Here is a 20,181-nt window from a genome sequence, read left to right on the forward strand (position 1 = left end):
TCCTATACAGTTATCAAATCTTTAAGAGATTGATAAAATTTCTCTCCAATTCCATTTACATTTTTTATATCTTCTATAGTTTCAAATGTGTTAGATTCTCTATATTCTAAGATTGAATCAGCTCTCTTGTCTCCAATATTTGGCAAGGTCATCAATTCTTCCTTGCTGGCCTTATTGATATTTATTTTATCCTTACTAGAGTCTTTGCTATCAGATGATATGATTGGTATTGTATCAGCAGTATCTACTGAACTTATTTCATAGATACTAGGTATGTATATTTTCATCTCATCTTCAAGCTTCATGGCAAGGTTTAAATCTTTTGCGTTTGCATTTTCTGTCAAACCACCAGCTTTTTTAATCAAATCATCAAGCCTGTCACCATCTTCAAATTCGTAGACACCTTCTTTACCAATCTCACCAGAAATGTAGACTTTCATTTCATTTATTTCAACATTGTCGTCTTTATCTGCAGGTGATAATGCATCAGAGGATGTATCAAGTAAAGAAATTTCTGATCCTAATAAATCATCTTCGTTATTCTTGACATAGTTATTAGCAAATAAAGCCACAACAACTATGATTAGACCCATTATAATTTTATCTTTTCTCTTATCATCCATTTTGAAAACCTAGCAATTTATGAGAAGATTATTCTTCCCATAAATCGTCTATTCCATAAAATTCTCTTTGTCTTTGTGTGAAGATATGAACTATAATATCATCAGCATCCATTAGTATCCATTCACCTTCACGCAAACCTTCTTTAGATAGCAATTCATATCCGTTTTTATTAAGCTCTTCTTCAATATAGTCTGCTAGAGCTTTTGTTTGAATAACTGAAGTACCTGTTGCAATCACAAAGGTATCTGCAATAGAAGAATCGCTTAGTTCTAAAACATTAATATCTTCAGCTTTTCTATCATCTAAAACTTTTAAAATAATATCTAATTTATTCATTTTTCTCCTTAATCAAATAGTTGTAAGCACTGATAGTAAGTGGATGAATCAAAACCTGCTTATTGGTCAAATAGATAATATTGTGACTTAAGCTATATAGAATTGCTTTGTCAATATCTTTTTTTGCCAAATCCCTTAATTCATCTACGCCCGGATAAGATCTTTCAGGTTCTATGGCATCTGCTAGGTAAATTATTTTTTCTAATTCACTCATATTTTCTTTGCCCGTAGTGTGATATCTTATAGCATCAAGTACTTGGTCATTATCTATATTATACACTTTTTTAGCTACTTCTGCTCCTAAAAAAGAATGCAAAACAGATTTATAATTGATAGTCTCAGAGCTTATATTAGCAGCAAATAATTTTAGATACTTATCTTCATTGTACTTTGCGCAATCGTGAAGTATTGCTGCAGTTTTAACTAAATCATCATCAACGTTTTTGTTAAGTTTTAGGGCAGTTTCCATTACCCTTTTTGAGTGCTTGAATCTTTTTGATCCAATATCTTCTACCAAGTTATTTTCCCATTTTTTTAAATCATACATATAGATTGTGTGCTCCTATAAAATCTATAACTTCATCAGTCACAAGGTATTTTATACTCTTACCCTCTTTTACCAATCCTCTTATTAGGGTAGAAGATATGTTAATGTTTAAGTTGTTTATAAGATAGATTTCTTGGTTATCCTTTTTTATTTGATCAACTTTTTTCACAAGATCACTGTCACTATCGGTATTTGATCTTGTAAAGACAATTAACTTATCATTTAAAATTTTTTCATAATTTTTCCAAGTATCGATTGTCATAAATGAGTCTTCCCCCATGATATAATAGAACTCATCTTCTGGATAAGTGTTTTTGAAATATTCTAAAGTTTCATGAGTATAAACTACGTCATCATTTCTAGCTTCATAGGTGGAAAGCTCTACCCTTGGATTGTCAGCTATTGCTCTTTTTACCATTTCAATCCTAAGGTCGGCCTTGGTTTTTTGTTTGTTTACTTTGTGTGGTGGATTGGAACTTGGAAGAATTATAATCTTATCTATGTCTAGGAAATTGAACACATTTTCCATGACTATTAGATGTCCAATATGGATTGGATCAAATGTTCCTCCATATAAACCTATTTTCATAATATATCCTGACTAAATATCGTATTTATTTTCGTCATTTTGTCTATAGATAGTAATAATACTTCCTAAATGATTGACAAACTCAGCATTCAATTCTTCTAATAGTGTTTTTACTATCTCATCTTGGTCATCTAGGTTGTTATTTAATACTTTAATTTTTATAAGTTCACGAGCCTCTAACGCCTCGTCTATGGCTCCTATAGTTTCTTTAGTAAGTGAGTTTTTGCCTATATTTATAACTGGCTTAAAATCATGGCTTTCTGCCTTTAATTTTGCTCTTTGTTTACCACTAATCATTGTTCCTCCTATTCATAATACTCAAAGACAATATCGCCAACTGCAACACTATCTCCTTGCTCAATTCCCATTTCCTTTAATTTATCAAAAACTTCCATTTCTCTAAGTGTTTTTTCAAAGAACATACGAGAATCATAGTCCTCAAGATTTACTTTTTCTAAAAGGTTATCAATTCTTTTGCCAAATACAACAAAGATTTCATTATCTTTTGCAAATTGTAAGTCGTAGTCTATTTCCCTGTTATAATATTCTTCTAGGAAGTTCTCATCAACATCTTCCATAAGGTCAAATTTCTTATCTTCACTTTGTAAAAGAATGTCATAGCTTGCATCTAAAAGTTTCTTAATGCCATTAGTTGTTGCTGCGGATATTTGATAAATATCATAAGTATCACCAAAAGTTTTAATAAAGTTCTCTGCGTTATTATTAGTATCTAGATCACTTTTATTTAAGGCAACAATCATTGGTTTGTCGGCTAAATTTTCATTGTATAATTTTAATTCCTCGTTGATAAGTTTAAAATCTTCTATTGGATCTCTTCCTTCAATTCCTGAAATATCAACTAGGTGGATAAGAACTCTACATCTTTCTATATGCCTTAAAAAGTCATGTCCTAAACCTTGACCTTCGTTAGCTCCTTCTATGAGGCCTGGAATATCTGCGACTATAAAAGATCTTTCATTATCTATATTTACTACACCTAGGTTTGGATCTATGGTTGTAAAATGATAGTTTGCAATCTTTGGCTTGGCAGAAGAGATTACAGAAATCAAGGTTGATTTACCAACATTTGGTAGACCGACAAGTCCAACATCAGCTAAGACTTTTAGTTCAAGAAGCAAATCTATCTCTTGTCCCTTTTTACCATTTTCTGCAAAACGAGGTGCTTGACGAATGGAATTTTTGAAATGAACATTTCCTCTACCGCCTTTTCCCCCTTTTGCTATTAGAAACTCTTCTCCATCTAGTTTAAAATCTTTGATAATGGTATTAGAGTTTGCCTCCCTTAGTATTGTTCCAACTGGAACTTTGATGATTAAATCATCACCTTTTTTGCCAAATTTCTTGTTTTTACCACCTGGTTGACCATTTTGCGCCTTATATTTACTTTTGTATCTGAATTCATCTAGGGTAGATAGGTTTCTTGTAGCTTTAATAATGATACTACCACCATTGCCACCGTCACCACCAGCTGGTCCACCTGTCGGCTCGTATTTTTCCCTACGCCAAGCTACAGCTCCATTTCCGCCATCTCCAGCTTTTAGACTAATTTTTGCAAAATCTATCATAAAAATTTCCTTTCATATGAAAAAAACCTGCCGAAAAGGCAGGCTAAGTTTTTCTTAGGCAATATCTTGTTTTGGATAAACAGAAACTTGTTTTCTGTCGCGTCCTTTTCTTTCAAATTTTACAATTCCTTCGCATGATGCGTATAGAGTATCATCTCCACCTTTTTTTACATTGTTGCCTGGGTGGATTTTTGTTCCTCTTTGTCTAACGATGATTGTTCCAGCGTTTACGAATTGACCATCAGCTCTTTTTGTGCCTAGTCTCTTACTTTCTGAATCTCTACCGTTTTTAGAAGAAGATACCCCTTTTTTACTTGAAAATCTTTGTAAGTTAATATTTAAAATCATATTATATCTCCTTATAATTTAATTTTACAAAGTTATTATAACTTTGCTCTAAGGTCCATATTCCTGTCTTAAAACTTGTAAATACCACTTCTGCCTTTTCATTTGTTTGATAGGCCATTAGTTTCATAATTTCATCGTCATCCTTAAATGAAAATTCATCAATGTATAACTCAAGAGTATTTACACAGGTGTAAGCAAGTATGCTTACTGCTGAACAAACTATGTCCTTGCCATACTCATCATAATCGGCATGGCCACTTATTTCAAATCCTACAATGTTTTCTTTTTTTAATAAAAGATTAACATTAATCATTTATTATAAAGAAATACTGTTAATTTTAACTAAAGTATATGGTTGTCTGTGACCTTGTTTTTTTCTATACATTTTCTTAGGTTTATATTTGAAAACGACGATTTTCTTATCTTTTGCTTGGTCTTCGATAGTTGCAGAAACTTTTGCATTTTCTACTGTTGGAGCTCCAACTTTTACATCACTATCTCCACCAACTAAAAGTACTTCATCAAATTCAACAGTTTCGCCTACTTCGTATGGTAGTTTTTCAACTCTAACTAGGTCGCCTTCTGATACTTTATATTGTTTTCCACCTGTTTTAATAATTGCGTACATAGGTGTCCTCCTAACTTCTTAAATTCTCGCCAGCGTAGGTGATCAGTACCCAAACTGAGCGGTTTACCTTATAATAATACTAATATAATAGTATTTTGTCAAATATTTTATCTTATATTCTTATAATTTCTATTGTATCTAGAGCCTCATCTACTAATTTGTCTATATCAAGTTTTTCTTCGCTCATTTTTATATAGTGAAGTTTAGGTTTTGTTAGTGGATTATCTGGGGCAAATATTGAACAACAATCATCAAATGGTTCAATTGACTTTTCATAAGATCCAATGTCCTTTGATAAATCAACTATGTCTTTTTTATCCATTGCTATTAGTGGTCTTAGTAATGGTAAGCTTGTTGCTTCTTCTACTACAGATAGGGATTCTAGGGTTTGACTAGCTACTTGACCTAGACTATCTCCAGTAATTAATGCCTTATATTCATATTTTTCTGAAAGCTTTTCTGCAATTCTAACCATAAATCTTCTAGATAAAATGGTTGTTTCACGCCTATCACAGTTTGTTGCAATAGCCTTGTAAATTTCAGATAAGTTTACCATAAATAAGTTCATTGGTCCAGTATAATCGCTCATAATTTCTGCTAAATCAATTGCTTTTTGCTTAGCTTTAAGAGATGTGTAAGGATAGGAATGGAAATGTAATGCATTGACTTTCATGCCACGTTTTGCCATCAAGTATCCAGCAACAGGCGAATCTATTCCTCCTGATAGCATCAATAGTCCATTACCACTAGATCCTATAGGAAGTCCTCCAAGACCAGCATATCTTTTTGAATATATATAGGCATTGTTCTTAATATCTATAAAAACCTTAAAATCAGGATTGTGAATATCAACCTTTAGATTTGGGAACTCATCCAAAATCTTATCACCCATCAACATATTAAATTCAGGTGATTGATATTTAAAGGACTTATCAACTCTCTTTGTTTGAACTTTGAAAGTTAACTCATCTTCTCCGTAAGCATCTATTATAGATTTTTTGATTGCCTCAAATATATCTTCTTCATTTTTTTCTGTCCTATACACTATATCTATATATGCTATACCAAATACTTTTTGTAATTGTTCAATAATAGCGTCAAAATTATCTTCGCAAGCTTCTATATATAACTTGGCACTTTCTGTATAGTACTTATCGTAGCCGATAGATTTTATATTTTTAAATATATGGGATAGGGCGTTGTTATAAAATTGCTTCCTATTTGCTCCCTTGAGAAATAGCTCTCCAAAACTTACTGATATTAGAGCTTTCATATCATAACCTTTCTAATTTCACTAATACTGTTTTTTAAAACCTTAATAGTCTTGTCAATATCTTCCTTGCTAGTTGTATCTGTAAAAGAAAATCTAATTACACCATCTTTGTAAGCATCATCAACACCTAGAGCTTCCAGAATCCTATTATTGTTTCCCTTAGAACAAGCTGATCCACTTGATACATATATCTCTTCTTGCTCTAACATATGGAGCAAAACTTCAGATTTAATATTTTTAAAGGCTACTGATAGTATGTGAGGAGCAAAATTATCATCTGGTGAATTAATTTCTATATCTTCGATATTATCTAAAATCTCATTTCTCATATAGAGATTTAAATTTTTGATAGATTCTCTATCAAAATTTTCCATATGCTCTTTTAGAGCTACTCCCATGGCATATATAGCTGGGTGATTATCTGTCCCACTAGATATAACTTGTTGACGACCTCCAAATAAAACTGGTTTTAATTTTGGTAAGATATTTTTCTTAACATAGAGACCTCCTACTCCCTTTGGACCATGGAATTTGTGGGCAGAAAAACTCATTAAGTCAACTCCGAGTTTTTTTACATCACAATTTATTTTCCCCAAGGCTTGGGTTGCGTCTATGTGTAGGATGATATTTTTACCCTTAAGAATTTTACTAATGGAAGTAATATCTTGGATTGTTCCAATTTCGTTGTTTACATAGATTATTGAAACCAGTTTTACATCTTTATCATCTATCTTTTCCTTTAATTCTGCCAAATCTATGTAGCCATGCCTATCCGTTTTTAAATAAATTACTTCTTTGTAAGGATATGAATTAAAGCTATCAAAAACAGATGAATGTTCAATAGAAGTTGTAATTGCCTTTGAATTATCACCACTAAAGGAACTTATAACTATATTATTGGCTTCAGTGGCTCCCTTGGTGAAATAAATATCGTTAGGATTGGCATTAATAACTTTTCCGATTATTTTCTTTGATTCATCAATCAATTCTTCAGATTTCATGCCAAAAGAATGCAGAGATGAAGAATTTGAAAAATATGTATTCTCTGCAAAATCTCGTGCTTCCTGGCTTTTTTTTGATATTTGTGTAGTAGCTGCATTATCTAAATATATCATAGCATCTCCTTTAAGTATATAATTATATTACTAACTTTAATATATACAAATCAAGTATAATAAAAATATGATAACTTATAAAAAACTATATCAGCCAGATAATCTTAAAGAAAATGAAATAATTTTGGATATAGAGACAACTGGATTGGATTCTTCTTGTGATCAACTAGTAGTCTTGGGTACTATTGCCTATGAAAATGAAAAGTGTTACATAAAACAATACTTTGCTGAGGACGATCAAGAAGAAAAAAGATTATTAGAAATCTATACTAATTTAATAATTGATAAGACTATAATTAATTTTAATGGAGATATCTTCGATATTCCATTTTTAAACAATAGACTCATAGCAAATGATCTATTCCCAGTATTTCCAGATTCTTACGACATACTAAAAGAAATCTCATCAAAGCGAAAATTCTTTGTGTTTGAATCTATGAAGCTAATAGATTTAGAAAAAAAATAGGCATATTTAGAGATGATCCAAGTAGGTATAAGGTTATAAGTAAACTTACAGATGACATAATAAAAAGAGATAAACCAAAACCTATAATGATCCACAATGAAAATGATCTAATTGCAACTGAAAAACTTGCTAATATAAAAGATTACTTTAATGATGAACTTTCTACAAACTTAGAAAATAATAAAATCACCTTAAATTCTTCCTGGATTAATAATGATATTGCCAAATTTGTACTCACTTCAGAAAAATCTTTTGCAAATTCTTATTTTAACGGTCCAAACTATGAGCTGAGAATTGAAGACGATAAGATTGATATAAACTTACAAGTTCTTTACGGTATGTTTGATGAAAACACAAGAGGGTTTGTGGCATTAAATACTTTCAATCTAGAAAATTTTAGTACGGTAGATGTCGATCCAAAGCTTTATATCATTAAGGAGAACTATATTTTTAATTACAAGAACATACTAAATTTGAGCAAAAAAATAATAGAGACCCATTTATAGGTTCTCTATTTGCCAATCTATAGGTTCTTGACCCACAGATTTTAAGAAATCATTTGTTCTTGAAAATGGCTTTGATCCAAAAAATCCCCTTGATGCCGAAAATGGTGATGGGTGAGGTGATTTTATTATTAAATGCTTGGGATTAGTAATAAATGGTTCTTTGCTTTGAGCATTACGTCCCCAAAGAATAAAGACAATTGGTTTTTGCCTATCATTTAATAATTTGATTATCCTATCTGTAAGTATTTCCCAGCCTAGTTTTTCGTGTGAATTAGGCTCACCTGCTCTTACTGTTAAAGATGTATTTAGTAGTAGAACTCCTTGGTCTGCCCATTTTTTAAGGTAACCATTATCAGGAATGTAAGTTCCTATGTCTTCGTGCATTTCTTTATAAATATTTAAAAGAGATGGTGGAGTCCTTACGCCTTTTTTGACGGAAAAAGCATAGCCATGGGCTTGCCCTTTGCCGTGGTAGGGATCTTGACCTAGAATTAACACCTTACAGTCCTCATAAGCTACAGATTTTAAAGCATTAAATATGTCATACATATCTGGGTAAACTTTATACTTTCTGTACTCTTTTATAAGTTCTTTTCTCAAATTTTGATAGTAAGTTTTTTCCCATTCAGCCGCTAATAGCAGGTCCCAATCATTGCCAATAAATACACTCATTTTAGTTCTTACTTTCTTCAAAAAACAATAGGTAGATAATAATTAAAAAACTTCCAACAGTAACAAATATATCCGCTACATTAAATACAGGGAATTTAACAAAGGCAAATTCTAAGAAATCGACAACATATCCTTGGATGAGTCTGTCATAAAAATTACCTATGGCTCCTGATATTACAAAGGCAAGAGCTATATTTAGAATTTGAGGATTTGTTTTATAATTTTTTATAAAATAAAAAATTAATCCGGCTACAATAACAATAGTTAATAGAATAAAAAATATTCTATTATCCTGTAATATACCAAAAGCAGCTCCCCTATTTTCCAAGTATGTAAGGTTTAAAAGCTTGCCTTGGTGAGGGTTATCTATAAAATTATTTATAGCATAATTTTTGCTTACTCTATCTAGTACTATTCCAACAATTATAATTAAAATATATATCATTTCAACTTCCTATAGTTAATATGTAAGTTACCTTTTTTGCTTGATCCAGTAATCTCATCAAAGATGAATCTTCCTTCTTTTCTTATAGAAATCATAGCTCCTTCATCGATAGTTTTACCAGGATCATCGATAAGTTCATAATTAACTTTTACATTTTTATTATTTATTATATCTTTAGCCTTTGACCTTGACCTATTTAAAAACAAGGAAATAAGATTATCTAGTCTAAGAGAAGATACAAAACCACTAAATTGATCAAACTCATCTTCTATAATATCTAGGTGTGCTTGATTTTTTATTTCTATATCTATTCCTTCTCTTTTTATTTTCGTGAGATTATATTTTACAAAATTTGCCTCATCTTTTAAGATAGCAAACTCACAAAAGTCATCAGCAATTACTATATCGCCAACTTTAGTCCTATCTATATCAAGACTCATCAAGGCTCCTAGAACATCAGGATGGCTCAGGGAGTTTTGCTTGAAACTTAGTATAGATATGTAGTTTTCTTCTACTAATGGCAAATAGTAATAATTTGCTACAAATATTTTTCTTTCGGCAAGGTCATTACCGCCAATAAAACTTATATCTATTCCATTTTTTATGGCGATTGATCTTATGATATCTTGCTCATATGGATCTAAGAAAAAACTTGATTCTTCTATGTTCTTATAATAGGATCTTTCAAGGATTGCTAAGGCTTTTTTTATGTTACTTTTCTTTGCTTTGTCTGTTATAAAGTCTAAATTAAATTCTAAGCTCATAAAAAATAAAAGGGCTGTTATTAATCAAACAGCTCCTTATCCTTTACCTATAATTGGTTGTAGTTTCCTTCAGATATTTGTTCTGTGACTGTGTTGTCTATCTCAACACCATTTGGTGTTATTACAAATATTCCTTTGGTTACTTTTTCTACAGTTCCATCTAGGGCATATACAGCTCCAGATACAAAGTCAAAGATTCTTCTTCTCATATCTGCATCTACCATTTCCAGATTTAGAACAACTACTTTCTTGTTAATAATGTCATTTATTACACTTGGAGCATCTTGTTCATAATCAAGTGGTTCTTGGATACTAATTCTTAAAGATGATCTGCTAGTAAAATTATTGTCTGTCATACTTCCTACTCTATCTCCTCTTTTTGATGGTCTTTGGTAACGGCTACTTGTTGGCTTGTAATCATTTGATGAATAGTTACTATCAAGATAATCTGAAGAATAATTATATGAATCATTTGATGATCCACTATATTCACTTTCATAGGTCTTAGTGTTGCTTTCAAAAGATGATTGATTATCATCTAATAAGCTTGCATAGCTTTCCCTACTTGTTAAATCTTCTTTTTCCTCATCTTCGTAATAAGCTTGCTCCTCATCGTAATCATCATAGTTATCGTCTATACCAATAAATTCTTTAAACTTGTCAAACATATAAATTCCTTTACTTTTTTTCTTCTACATATTATTATAACTCAAATTATTCAAAATGAAACATAATTATATGAATTCACTTTTTAAATTTCTACCCATTAAATCGCTAATTGATTCATCAGCTGATTTATTTTTGTAAAGAATTTCATAAATTTCTTTTGTTATTGGTAGTTCAATATTTTTCTCACTTGCCAATTCATAGATTGCCCTAGTAGTAGGAATACCTTCAACTACCATATTTATTTCATTATTAACTTCTTCTATGCTAAGACCCTTACCTAATAGAATACCTGCCCTATTGTTTCTGGAATGCATACTTGTTGCAGTTACAATGAGATCTCCAATACCCGCTAGACCGTTTATAGTTTGCTGATGTGCACCAAAAGATTCAGTAAATCTACTCATCTCATGGATTCCCCTAGTCATTATTGCAGCCTTAGTATTATCCCCATATCCAAGGCCTGTGACCATACCTATGCCTAGAGCAAGAGTATTTTTAATAGCTCCACCTAGTTCAACTCCTATGACATCTGTTGATCTGTATACTCTAAAGAAATCTGTATTGAAAATTTCTTGGATTTCTTTAGCTACATTTTCATCTTCGCAAGCACAAACTATAGCTGTAGGCATTTCTAATATGACTTCTTCAGCATGAGTTGGGCCACTTAAGACAGCATAAGTAATATTTTCACCTAGGATATCATAAAATATCTCAGATAGGCGGAAATGAGTCTTAAGCTCTAGTCCTTTGGATAAATTAATAAATATATGGTCTTCACTTACATATTGCTTTAGCTTTTCTAGAACACTTCTAGTGCTTTGTGTAGGTATTGCATTTACAACATATTTATTGGCAAATAAATCTTTAAAATTATTTGTAGCTCTAATATTTTCTGCTAGTTTAAATTCACTTAAGTATTTTCTGTTTACATGGTTTTTATTGATGCTTTCAACATCGTCCATGTTTCTAGCATATAGAAGGACATCATATTTTGTTGAGAGTACATGAGCTATAGCAGTAGCCCAAGATCCTGCACCCAAGATTGAAATTTCCATAATCTACCTTATCTTTGATTCCTCTCTATTAATTATTCTCTTAATATTTGACCTATGTTTATAAATAATTAATAAACATATGACAATTAAAGTCCAGAAAAGCTTACTTGGATAATAGTTGATGTAGGCTAGTACCATAACGCTAATGGCTCCAAGTATTGATCCAAGCGAAACCATCTTACTTATTGCAACAGCTAATATAAATACAAGTAAACCGATTAGTAGAATCATTGGGTTTACAAATAACATGGCGCCTGCAGATGTAGCAACGCCTTTGCCAGCTTTAAATTTGAGAAATACACTGTACATATGGCCTATAACTACTAAAAGAAATCCAACACACATACCATCATAACCAGCTAATTTTTGGCCAATAAATACAGCTAAATAGCCCTTTAACATATCAAGTATTAGTGTGATTATTGCTGGTTTCTTGCCATAGTTCCTTAAAACATTTGTCGATCCTACATTGCCTGAACCTAGGGTTCTAATGTCTGATTTGTGAAAATACTTACCTATTATATAACCATTTGGTATAGATCCCAAAAGATATGCTATTAAGCCAACTAGGAAAATCATTTGTCAGATCCTCTCTCTTTTAATATGAAGCTAAATGGTACCCCTGTCAGATTATAATTACTTCTTATTTGATTTTCTAAATATCTCATATAAGAAAAATGCATCAAGTCTCTATCGTTTATAGATAACATAAATTTAGGAGGTGCCACATCTACTTGAGACATATAAAATATTTTCAATCTCTTACCCTTATCTTGAGGTGGTTGGTTTAACATTATTGCATCTTGCAAAATTGTATTTAAGACGCCGGTGCTTATTCTAGTATTGTAGTTGTTGTCAACTACTTCAATCATATCCAACAGGTTATCTATTCTTTGATTTTTGAGTACTGATACAAAGACTACTGGTGCATATGAAGCAAATGACAATGATTTTCTAATATCTGCTTCCATTTGCCTCATGGTATTGGTTTCTTTATCTACTAGATCCCATTTATTAACAACAATAATCATAGCTTTTCTGTTGTTGTGAGCGTAGCCAGCTATTTTTGTATCTTGTTCTGTAACACCTACAGTTGCATCTATCAGAAAAATACATATATCAGCGCTATCAACCGCATCAAAAGTTCTCTGATTAGCATAAAACTCTATGTTTTCCCTGACTTTGCTTTTTTTTCTCAGACCTGCCGTATCGATTAATACATAGTTGTGATCATTGTAAGACCAATAGGAATCAACAGCATCTCTTGTAGTACCAGCTACATCAGTTACAATCATCCTGTCTTCATCAAGCAAAAGATTAACCAATGAAGATTTACCAGCATTTGGTTTACCAATAATAGCTATCCTTGTTTCATCTTCTATTGCTTCAAAAGATGAAAAGTCAATATGGTCAACTATTATATCTAACAAATCACCAAGACCTTTTGATTGTTCTGCAGAAATAATAGCCAAATCGTCAAAACCAAATGTATAGAAATCATAAATATCATCAGGAACTTTTTGACCATCTATTTTGTTTGCAACAATTATGATTGGTTTATTATATCTTCTAATAACATTAGCTATTTCTTTATCATATGGACTTAGGCCAAATCTACCATCAACTACGAACAATATTAAATCAGTTTCAAGTAGGGCTTTTTCAACTTGTGATTTAATCTCTTGATTCATCATTTCTTTATTTGAAATATCAAGCCCACCAGTATCTACTAGAGTAAATTCATTTCCTTGCCATTCAACCCTATCTACAATACGGTCTCTAGTCACACCACTAACATCTTCAGTAATGGACTTTCTTTTGCCGACAAGCCTATTAAAAAGTGTACTTTTTCCTACATTAGTTCTTCCAACTAATGTTACTATTGGCATAGCCATAATTAACTCCTATAAACAGGAAATTGTGCTGTTAAATCGAGAACTTCTTTCCTTATATTTTCGACACTATCTTTTCTTTCTATCGTTTTTGCAATTAAATCTACAATTGTCCTTGCTTGATCTTCTTTCATTCCCCTAGTAGTTATGGCAGCTGTACCTACTCTTAGTCCGCTTGTTACCATAGGTGAAAGTTTCTCATTTGGTATAGTATTCTTATTTGTAGTTATACAAACTTTGTCAAGAAGATTTTGTGCATCTTTTCCTGTAATATCTTTATTTGTCAAATCTAAAAGCAATAAGTGATTATCAGTACCGTCAGAAATCATTTTAAAATCATGGTCTCTAAAGGCTTCCTCCATAGCTTTTGCATTAAGCTTTATTTGCTTAGCATAGGTTTTCCAAGATGGATCTAGATTTTGCTTAAATCCTAGTGCTTTTGCCAAGATTATGTGCTCAAGAGGTCCACCTTGAAGGCCAGGGAAAACTGCCTTATCAATTGCCTTGGCATATTCTTTTTTGCATAGGATAATGCCAGATCTTGGTCCTCTAAGTGTCTTGTGAGTAGTAGAAGTAACCACATCACAATATGGAATTGGGTCCATATGCTCTCCAGCTACTACGAGTCCAGCTATATGAGCCACGTCAGCCATTAATAAGGCCCCAACTTCATCCGCTATGTCCCTAAACTTTTTAAAGTCAATTTCGCGTGGATAGGCACTTGCACCACATACTATAAGTTTTGGCTTAACTTCTTTTGCTTTTTCTAAAACTTTATCGTAATCTATTCTTCCTGTTTGATGGTCTACTCCATAGTGATGGAAGTCATATAGTTTACCAGAGAAATTGACAGATGAACCATGAGTTAAGTGTCCACCTTCTGTCAAATCCATAGCCAAAACCTTATCCCCAGGCTTTATAAGTGCAAAATATGCTGCCATATTAGCATTTGCACCAGAGTGAGCTTGTACATTGGCATGGTCTGCCCCAAATAATTCTTTAGCTCGATCTATAGCTAGTTGTTCGATAACATCGATATTTTCACAACCACCATAGTATCTTTTATCTGGTAGACCTTCTGCATATTTGTTTGTAAGGACTGAGCCACAAGCTTCAAGAATTTCCTTGCTAACATAGTTTTCTGAGGCAATTAGTTCTATGTTTTCTTCTTGCCTTTGAACTTCCTTTGTCAGTACTTGATGGGCCTTAGGATCGAATTTTTTTATAAGTTCGTAGTCCATTATATTTTCCTCACCTTCATAACATTATCGTCTTTTATTTTTCTATCAATGCCCTTAACTATGAAAAATGATAATGCCATAAATATGACAATTGATAACAGTGTCAATAAGTTTAAATCCAATCCTTTATTTTTCAATAATAGATTTGGCAAAGTTGCTCCTAATATCATCAAAATAACTGGCAGAATATAAACATACATAGAATACTTTGTGATATCAGATGACTTACTTTCAAGAAGAATTCTATCTCCTTTTTTGATATCATCAGCAGAAAATATCTCTATTATAGTTTCAGATTTTTGGCCACATGAGTCTTTGGCAGCACATGCACCACAGGCTTCATTTCTGGCGATACTTACAGTAAGGTTGCCATTGTTATTTTCAAGGACCGTGCCTTCTTTAATCATTGTAGTCATTAGATTCACCTCTTATAGAAATTTGTAATACATCTAGGGCGGACTCATCAACCTTTGTTGGAGCTTCGCTTAGTGGACAAGCTGCTGATTGAGTTTTTGGAAATGCAATAACATCTTTGATATTATCTGTTTTCGCAAATAACATCAATAATCTGTCAAGTCCATAAGCAAGTCCAGCATGAGGTGGAGTACCGTATTTTAGAGCTTCGATAAAGAATCCGAATTTCTTTTTGATATCTTCATCCGTAAGTTTAAGAGCTTCAAATACTTCTTTTTGTAAATCAGAATTGTTAATTCTTACTGATCCTCCGCCCATCTCATCACCATTTATAACAATATCATATGCTTGAGTTCTTACCTTTTCTGGATGAGTTTTGAGTAGTGGTATATCTTCTTCATTTGGCATGGTAAATGGATGGTGTTGAGCAACATACCTATCTTCTTCTTCACTGTATTCAAACATTGGGAAGTTTACTACCCAAGTTAAGGCATAATCTTTTTCATAAAGATCATTGTCCTTAGCAACCTTATTTCTCAAGGCACCAAGACCTTCAAGAACTGTTTTATCTTTATCAGCTGCAATCAAAACTAAATCATTATCTTCCATCTCTAGTTTTTCAACCATTTTATTTAAGATATCGTCAGTTAAAAATTTAGAAATAGAAGAGTTTATTTCTTCTCCGTATTTGATATAAGAAAGACCACCTAAACCATAATCTTTTACAAAATCAGTAAGCTTATCTAGTTGTTTTCTAGAATATTTATCGGCAATCTTTTTAAAGTTAATTGCTCTAACAGATTTTCCATCGCTTGTATTATTTGCAAATACTTTAAAGTCGCTATCTTTCCAAATTTCGGATATATCATTAATCTTATAATCAAATCTTAAATCTGGTTTGTCTGAACCATATGAATTCATTGCTTCGCTGTAATCCATTCTAGGGATAGGAAGCTTTAGATCATAATCAGTATATTTATCAAACAATTCCTTTAATAGACCTTCATTTACTGCTATTACATCATCTTGGTTAGCAAATGATAGTTCCATATCTACTTGGGTAAATTCTGGTTGCCTATTTGCCCTTAGGTCTTCGTCCCTGAAACATTTTACAACTTGGAAATACCTATCAAGAGATCCAATCATCAATATTTGCTTAAATAATTGTGGGGATTGTGGTAGGGCATAAAACTCACCCGGTTCTAGACGAGATGGAACTATGTAGTCTCTTGCTCCTTCTGGAGTAGGTTTAGTTAAAAATGGAGTCTCAACTTCAGTAAAGTCGTTGTTATACATGTATTCTCTTATAGTTCTAATGATATCTGATCTTAATTTAAGATTTTTTTGAACAGAAGGTTTTCTCATATCCAAGTATCTATATTTTAATCTAAGATTCTCTGCTACATCATCGTCATCTTTTATATATATTGGTGGTGTGTTTGCCTTATCTAAGATATTAATTTTACTTGCTACAATTTCTATATTGCCTGTTGGAATATCAGGGTTTTTGCTCTCACGTTCACGAACATTTCCCTTTACTTCTACAACATATTCACTGCCTAAGTGGCTTGCAATATCATGGTTTACTTCATCATCTTCTCTTACAACCACTTGGCTGATGCCTGTCTTATCTCTTAGGTCAAAAAATACAAGAGAACCTAGGTTTCTTTTTTTTGCGACCCATCCCATTAGAACAACTTCTTGACCAATATTTTCTTCTCTTAATTGTCCACACATGTGGCTTCTTTTAAATTCCATTATTACTCCTTATATTAAAAACGGATTATTCATAAATTCAAATTCTAGTGTTGTTTCGTTTCCATGTCCTGAATATACAATTGTATTTTTGTCTAAATTACTATATTTGTTTCTTATAGATTCTATAATAGTTTGATAATCTCCTCCTGGAAAATCTGTCCTACCTATGGACATATTAAATAAGGTATCTCCAGAAAAAAGAACATTGCCCAATTTATAGCTAGTTGAATCTAAAGAGTGGCCTGGTGTTTTTAAAACTTTTATTTCAAAGTCACTTATTATCTCACCATCTTCCAAATAATAATCTATTGGCACATGAAGATTTGGATAGTCAAAGCCTAGATTATACATCTTATCATTTGCAATCTCTTTAGCCTCACTAGCCGCATAGACTTTGGCATCATACTTATTCTTATAAAATTCTAAGCCCAAGACATGGTCAAAGTGGGTATGAGTTTGCAAAATAAAATCAATTTGAATGTTATTTTCTGATATATAATCACAAACATCCTTGCTTTGAGCAACAGCATCTACTATAAATCCGTGACCATTTTCACTAACAACATATAAGTTGGTCATGACAGGTCCTAAGATAAATCTTCTAATCTCCATTTAAAATGTCCTCTCACTATCAAGCAGGATTGTTACAGGACCATCGTTAATGAGAGATACTTCCATATGAGCTTGGAACTTTCCTGTCTCTACCTTAAAACCATCAGCTATAAGCTCATCTTTTAGAAGCTGATAGTATTGATTAGCCTTGTCAGGTCCTGCAGATTGTGTAAAGCTAGGTCTGTTACCCTTTCTAACATCTCCATAAAGTGTAAATTGGGAAACCAGCAAAATTTCTCCACCGACATCTTTGATAGAAAGATTCATCTTACCTTCTTCATCTTCAAATACTCTTAAATTTTCAATTTTTCTCTTAATATAGGCTAAATCATCATTATTATCAGTATCTTTTACTGCTAAAAATACTAAATATCCTTCTTTAATCTCTCCTATTAATTCATTATCAACTGTCACATTTGAATTTTTAACTTTTTGAATTACTGCTCTCATTAATTATTCACCCTGTATACACTATACAAAGCCGAAATCGACTTTAGTTTACCCATTACTTCATCAAGTTGGTCAATGCTATTTACTTCTACTGACAAGTCAATAACTCCTTCGTTATTGTCGTTTACTCTAGCATTCATGCCAACAATATTGACATTTAATGCTGACAAAATCTTACTTACATCAAAAATCACCGAAGGAGAATTATTTGATATAAGTTGGATTTTTACTGGGAACTTATCTGTTTCATCATTTTGCCAATACACATCAATCAATCTTTCTGGATGACGATTGTTTATGATATTTGGACATGATTTTGTATGGACAGATATGCCATTTCCCATAGTTATAAAACCAATGATTGGATCCCCAGGAACTGGAGTACAACATTTTGCAAACTTGACTTCAATATCATCTTCTAAGTCAGAAACTTTAACTTCACCCTTAAATGTTTTGCTAGGATTTGCACCTTTGTTAATATTTAAGGATTCGTTTAAATTAGTTTCTTTCTTTTCACTTTCTTTTTCCTTTTTAATAAGTTTTTGAATTACCTGTTCACTAGTAATTCTACCATAACCAACTGCTGCATACATTTCATCTTCGCCAGGAAAACCTAATTCACTTGAGATTTCATCTATCCACTCATCTTTTAATAATGACTTATATCCACTTCTATTCTTTTTGATATCTCTTATTATTTGGTTTCTGCCAGTTTCAATGTTTTCTTCTTTATCATTTCTTTTGAAGAATTGTTTGATTTTGCTTTTGGCTTGGGAACTTTTAACAATATTTAGCCAGTCTCTACTTGGTCCAGCTGAGTTTTTAGATGTTAATATCTCGACAACATCACCAGTTTTAAGTTTATGAGCTACTGGTACAATGGAACCATTTACCTTAGCACCTATACATTTATTCCCAACTTCTGTATGAACCTTATAGGCAAAGTCTATGGTACAAGATCCTAATGGTAGAGAATATATTTCTCCAGCTGGTGAATAAACATAAATTTCCCTAGAGAAAAAGTCTGTTTTGAGGGTTTCCATAAATTGCTGGCTGTCAATATCTGCTGCTCCTTCTCTTTGCCACTCCATGATTCTTCTTAGAAATTCCATAGCAGAGTCAAACTCAGTTTCTTTTTTGTTATTTTCCTTATATCTCCAGTGAGCAGCTACCCCGTATTCACATTCTTTGTGCATTTGACGGGTTCTAATTTGGACTTCAAATGGTTTGGAATCTTCTCCAAAAACTGTAGTGTGTAAGGACCTATAACCATTTGGCTTAGGTTGACCAATATAATCCTTTATCCTATTAGGAATAGGCCTCCATAGTGAATGAACCTTACCTAAAACCTCATAACATTCAGCAATTGTATCAACTAAAACTCTTACTGCGGTAAGATCGTATATCTCCTCAAAAACTATGTTATTGCGCTTCATTTTTTTATAAATGGAGTAAAGAGATTTAGGTCTACCAGATATTTCATAATTAATCTTACTATCTTTGAGACTATCGGTAAGAGTTTCGATTATTTCATTTATGTAGGCTTCCCTCTCTCTTCTCTTACTTGCTACCATCTCTGCAAGTTCATAATATTTCTCTGGTTCTTGGTATCTGAAACATAAATCTTCTAATTCCCATTTGATAGAATAAATACCAAGTCTATGAGCAAGTGGAACATATATTTCAATAGTCTCTGTAGCAGTTTGAATTTGTTTTTCACGAGTCTTATATTCCAAAGTTCTCATATTGTGAAGTCTATCTGCTAGTTTTATGAGTACAACCCTAACATCATTACTCATGGCCATTACCATTTTCCTAATGTTTTCTGCTTGTTTTTCTTCCCTTGATGAATAATTTAGATTTTTAAGTTTGGTAACACCTTCTACTAAGAAAGTAATCTCTTCACCAAATTCTTCTTTCATCTGATCATAGGTTATAGGAGTATCTTCTAAGACATCGTGCATTAGCCCAGCGCATATAGTCTGGTCATCAAGTTTCATATTAGAAATAGTCTTAGCTACGGCAATTGGATGGATAAAATAATCTTCACCAGAATTTCTCTTTTGTCCCCTATGATTTACTTCACCAAAATAATAGGCTTTTTTTATCAAAGCTATATCAGCATTGGGATTATTTTCTAGTATTAATTTTTCAAAAATTTCATATTCTTTATCAAAATCAGTTGTCATAT

Annotated in this window: 26 protein-coding genes; 2 read left to right on the plus strand and 24 right to left on the minus strand. The window is 32.2% G+C overall.

From position 1 onward, the window contains the following. Positions 1 to 2: 2 nt before the first annotated feature. The 11 genes from BN38_RS06885 to BN38_RS06935 all read right to left on the minus strand — a co-directional run bounded on the left by BN38_RS06885 (position 3) and on the right by BN38_RS06935 (position 7,046). Positions 3 to 623, minus strand: coding sequence for a helix-hairpin-helix domain-containing protein (locus tag BN38_RS06885; protein WP_044566224.1), 621 nt, complete (start codon positions 621 to 623; stop codon positions 3 to 5). A gap of 28 nt (positions 624 to 651) precedes the next feature. Then, positions 652 to 960 carry a ribosome silencing factor gene (gene rsfS / locus BN38_RS06890; RefSeq protein ID WP_044566225.1) on the minus strand — a complete coding sequence of 103 codons (309 nt, stop codon included), beginning with the start codon at positions 958 to 960 and terminating at the stop codon, positions 652 to 654. After that, entirely contained in the window at positions 953 to 1,507 is a 555-nt protein-coding gene (gene yqeK, locus BN38_RS06895; protein ID WP_044566226.1) for a bis(5'-nucleosyl)-tetraphosphatase (symmetrical) YqeK, read from the minus strand. Before yqeK ends, rsfS begins: the two co-directional genes overlap by 8 nt. Beyond that, positions 1,500 to 2,096: a nicotinate (nicotinamide) nucleotide adenylyltransferase gene (gene nadD, locus BN38_RS06900; RefSeq protein WP_044566227.1), complete on the minus strand. Its 597-nt coding sequence runs from the start codon at positions 2,094 to 2,096 to the stop codon at positions 1,500 to 1,502. Before nadD ends, yqeK begins: the two co-directional genes overlap by 8 nt. A 12-nt stretch (positions 2,097 to 2,108) precedes the next feature. Beyond that, positions 2,109 to 2,393, minus strand: coding sequence for a ribosome assembly RNA-binding protein YhbY (yhbY, locus tag BN38_RS06905; RefSeq protein ID WP_044566228.1), 285 nt, complete (start codon positions 2,391 to 2,393; stop codon positions 2,109 to 2,111). An 8-nt stretch (positions 2,394 to 2,401) separates the two neighbouring features. Next, complete coding sequence (gene obgE, locus BN38_RS06910; RefSeq protein ID WP_044566229.1) at positions 2,402 to 3,682, minus strand: GTPase ObgE; 1,281 nt, start codon at positions 3,680 to 3,682, stop codon at positions 2,402 to 2,404. Between the two features lie 54 nt (positions 3,683 to 3,736). Beyond that, complete coding sequence (gene rpmA / locus BN38_RS06915) at positions 3,737 to 4,030, minus strand: 50S ribosomal protein L27 (RefSeq protein WP_044566230.1); 294 nt, start codon at positions 4,028 to 4,030, stop codon at positions 3,737 to 3,739. A 1-nt stretch (position 4,031) separates the two neighbouring features. Next, positions 4,032 to 4,343, minus strand: a complete 312-nt coding sequence (locus tag BN38_RS06920) for a ribosomal-processing cysteine protease Prp (protein WP_044566231.1) — start codon at positions 4,341 to 4,343, stop codon at positions 4,032 to 4,034. A gap of 3 nt (positions 4,344 to 4,346) precedes the next feature. Continuing rightward, positions 4,347 to 4,658 carry a 50S ribosomal protein L21 gene (gene rplU, locus BN38_RS06925; protein WP_044566232.1) on the minus strand — a complete coding sequence of 104 codons (312 nt, stop codon included), beginning with the start codon at positions 4,656 to 4,658 and terminating at the stop codon, positions 4,347 to 4,349. 112 nt (positions 4,659 to 4,770) lie between these two features. Then, positions 4,771 to 5,931: a tRNA uracil 4-sulfurtransferase ThiI gene (gene thiI / locus BN38_RS06930; RefSeq protein WP_044566233.1), complete on the minus strand. Its 1,161-nt coding sequence runs from the start codon at positions 5,929 to 5,931 to the stop codon at positions 4,771 to 4,773. After that, the gene (locus tag BN38_RS06935; RefSeq protein ID WP_044566234.1) at positions 5,928 to 7,046 is read right to left on the minus strand and encodes a cysteine desulfurase family protein; all 1,119 of its coding nucleotides are present in this window, start codon (positions 7,044 to 7,046) and stop codon (positions 5,928 to 5,930) included. Before BN38_RS06935 ends, thiI begins: the two co-directional genes overlap by 4 nt. A gap of 67 nt (positions 7,047 to 7,113) precedes the next feature. Between BN38_RS06935 and BN38_RS11565 the strand changes: the two genes are divergently transcribed. Both BN38_RS11565 and BN38_RS11570 read left to right on the plus strand, forming a co-directional pair. Further along, the gene (locus BN38_RS11565) at positions 7,114 to 7,512 is read left to right on the plus strand and encodes a ribonuclease H-like domain-containing protein (RefSeq protein WP_326544524.1); all 399 of its coding nucleotides are present in this window, start codon (positions 7,114 to 7,116) and stop codon (positions 7,510 to 7,512) included. 86 nt (positions 7,513 to 7,598) lie between these two features. After that, positions 7,599 to 8,018 (plus strand): hypothetical protein, encoded by a 420-nt coding sequence (locus tag BN38_RS11570; RefSeq protein WP_326544525.1) that lies wholly within the window; start codon positions 7,599 to 7,601, stop codon positions 8,016 to 8,018. Here the strand turns inward: BN38_RS11570 and BN38_RS06945 are convergent. From BN38_RS06945 to BN38_RS07005, 13 genes are all read right to left on the minus strand, one after another. Then, positions 8,013 to 8,690, minus strand: a complete 678-nt coding sequence (locus BN38_RS06945; protein WP_044566235.1) for a uracil-DNA glycosylase — start codon at positions 8,688 to 8,690, stop codon at positions 8,013 to 8,015. The genes BN38_RS11570 and BN38_RS06945 overlap by 6 nt on opposite strands. 1 nt (position 8,691) lies before the next feature. Continuing rightward, the gene (lspA, locus tag BN38_RS06950) at positions 8,692 to 9,135 is read right to left on the minus strand and encodes a signal peptidase II (RefSeq protein WP_044566236.1); all 444 of its coding nucleotides are present in this window, start codon (positions 9,133 to 9,135) and stop codon (positions 8,692 to 8,694) included. Continuing rightward, positions 9,132 to 9,899, minus strand: a complete 768-nt coding sequence (locus tag BN38_RS06955) for a YlmH/Sll1252 family protein (RefSeq protein ID WP_044566237.1) — start codon at positions 9,897 to 9,899, stop codon at positions 9,132 to 9,134. The genes lspA and BN38_RS06955 overlap by 4 nt, the downstream gene beginning before the upstream one ends. Positions 9,900 to 9,946: 47 nt before the next feature. Next, positions 9,947 to 10,567, minus strand: coding sequence for a cell division protein SepF (locus BN38_RS06960; RefSeq protein WP_044566238.1), 621 nt, complete (start codon positions 10,565 to 10,567; stop codon positions 9,947 to 9,949). 66 nt (positions 10,568 to 10,633) lie between these two features. Then, positions 10,634 to 11,623, minus strand: coding sequence for an NAD(P)H-dependent glycerol-3-phosphate dehydrogenase (locus BN38_RS06965; RefSeq protein WP_044566240.1), 990 nt, complete (start codon positions 11,621 to 11,623; stop codon positions 10,634 to 10,636). Between the two features lie 3 nt (positions 11,624 to 11,626). Further along, positions 11,627 to 12,202 (minus strand): glycerol-3-phosphate 1-O-acyltransferase PlsY, encoded by a 576-nt coding sequence (gene plsY, locus BN38_RS06970; protein WP_044566241.1) that lies wholly within the window; start codon positions 12,200 to 12,202, stop codon positions 11,627 to 11,629. Further along, positions 12,199 to 13,518 (minus strand): ribosome biogenesis GTPase Der, encoded by a 1,320-nt coding sequence (gene der, locus BN38_RS06975; RefSeq protein WP_044566242.1) that lies wholly within the window; start codon positions 13,516 to 13,518, stop codon positions 12,199 to 12,201. Before der ends, plsY begins: the two co-directional genes overlap by 4 nt. Before the next feature lie 2 nt (positions 13,519 to 13,520). Continuing rightward, a complete protein-coding gene (gene glyA, locus BN38_RS06980; RefSeq protein WP_044566243.1) occupies positions 13,521 to 14,756 on the minus strand; it encodes a serine hydroxymethyltransferase in 1,236 nt (411 codons plus the stop codon). After that, positions 14,756 to 15,172, minus strand: coding sequence for a SoxR reducing system RseC family protein (locus tag BN38_RS06985; protein WP_044566244.1), 417 nt, complete (start codon positions 15,170 to 15,172; stop codon positions 14,756 to 14,758). The genes glyA and BN38_RS06985 overlap by 1 nt, the downstream gene beginning before the upstream one ends. After that, positions 15,156 to 16,928: an aspartate--tRNA ligase gene (aspS, locus tag BN38_RS06990; RefSeq protein WP_044566245.1), complete on the minus strand. Its 1,773-nt coding sequence runs from the start codon at positions 16,926 to 16,928 to the stop codon at positions 15,156 to 15,158. The genes BN38_RS06985 and aspS overlap by 17 nt, the downstream gene beginning before the upstream one ends. A gap of 9 nt (positions 16,929 to 16,937) precedes the next feature. After that, complete coding sequence (locus tag BN38_RS06995) at positions 16,938 to 17,540, minus strand: MBL fold metallo-hydrolase (protein ID WP_044566246.1); 603 nt, start codon at positions 17,538 to 17,540, stop codon at positions 16,938 to 16,940. Next, positions 17,541 to 17,990 carry a D-aminoacyl-tRNA deacylase gene (gene dtd, locus BN38_RS07000; protein WP_044566247.1) on the minus strand — a complete coding sequence of 150 codons (450 nt, stop codon included), beginning with the start codon at positions 17,988 to 17,990 and terminating at the stop codon, positions 17,541 to 17,543. Then, positions 17,990 to 20,179: a RelA/SpoT family protein gene (locus BN38_RS07005; RefSeq protein ID WP_044566248.1), complete on the minus strand. Its 2,190-nt coding sequence runs from the start codon at positions 20,177 to 20,179 to the stop codon at positions 17,990 to 17,992. The genes dtd and BN38_RS07005 overlap by 1 nt, the downstream gene beginning before the upstream one ends. Positions 20,180 to 20,181 lie beyond the last annotated feature (2 nt).

Source organism: Anaerococcus provencensis, assembly GCF_000312365.2.
Lineage (GTDB): Bacteria > Bacillota > Clostridia > Tissierellales > Peptoniphilaceae > Anaerococcus > Anaerococcus provencensis.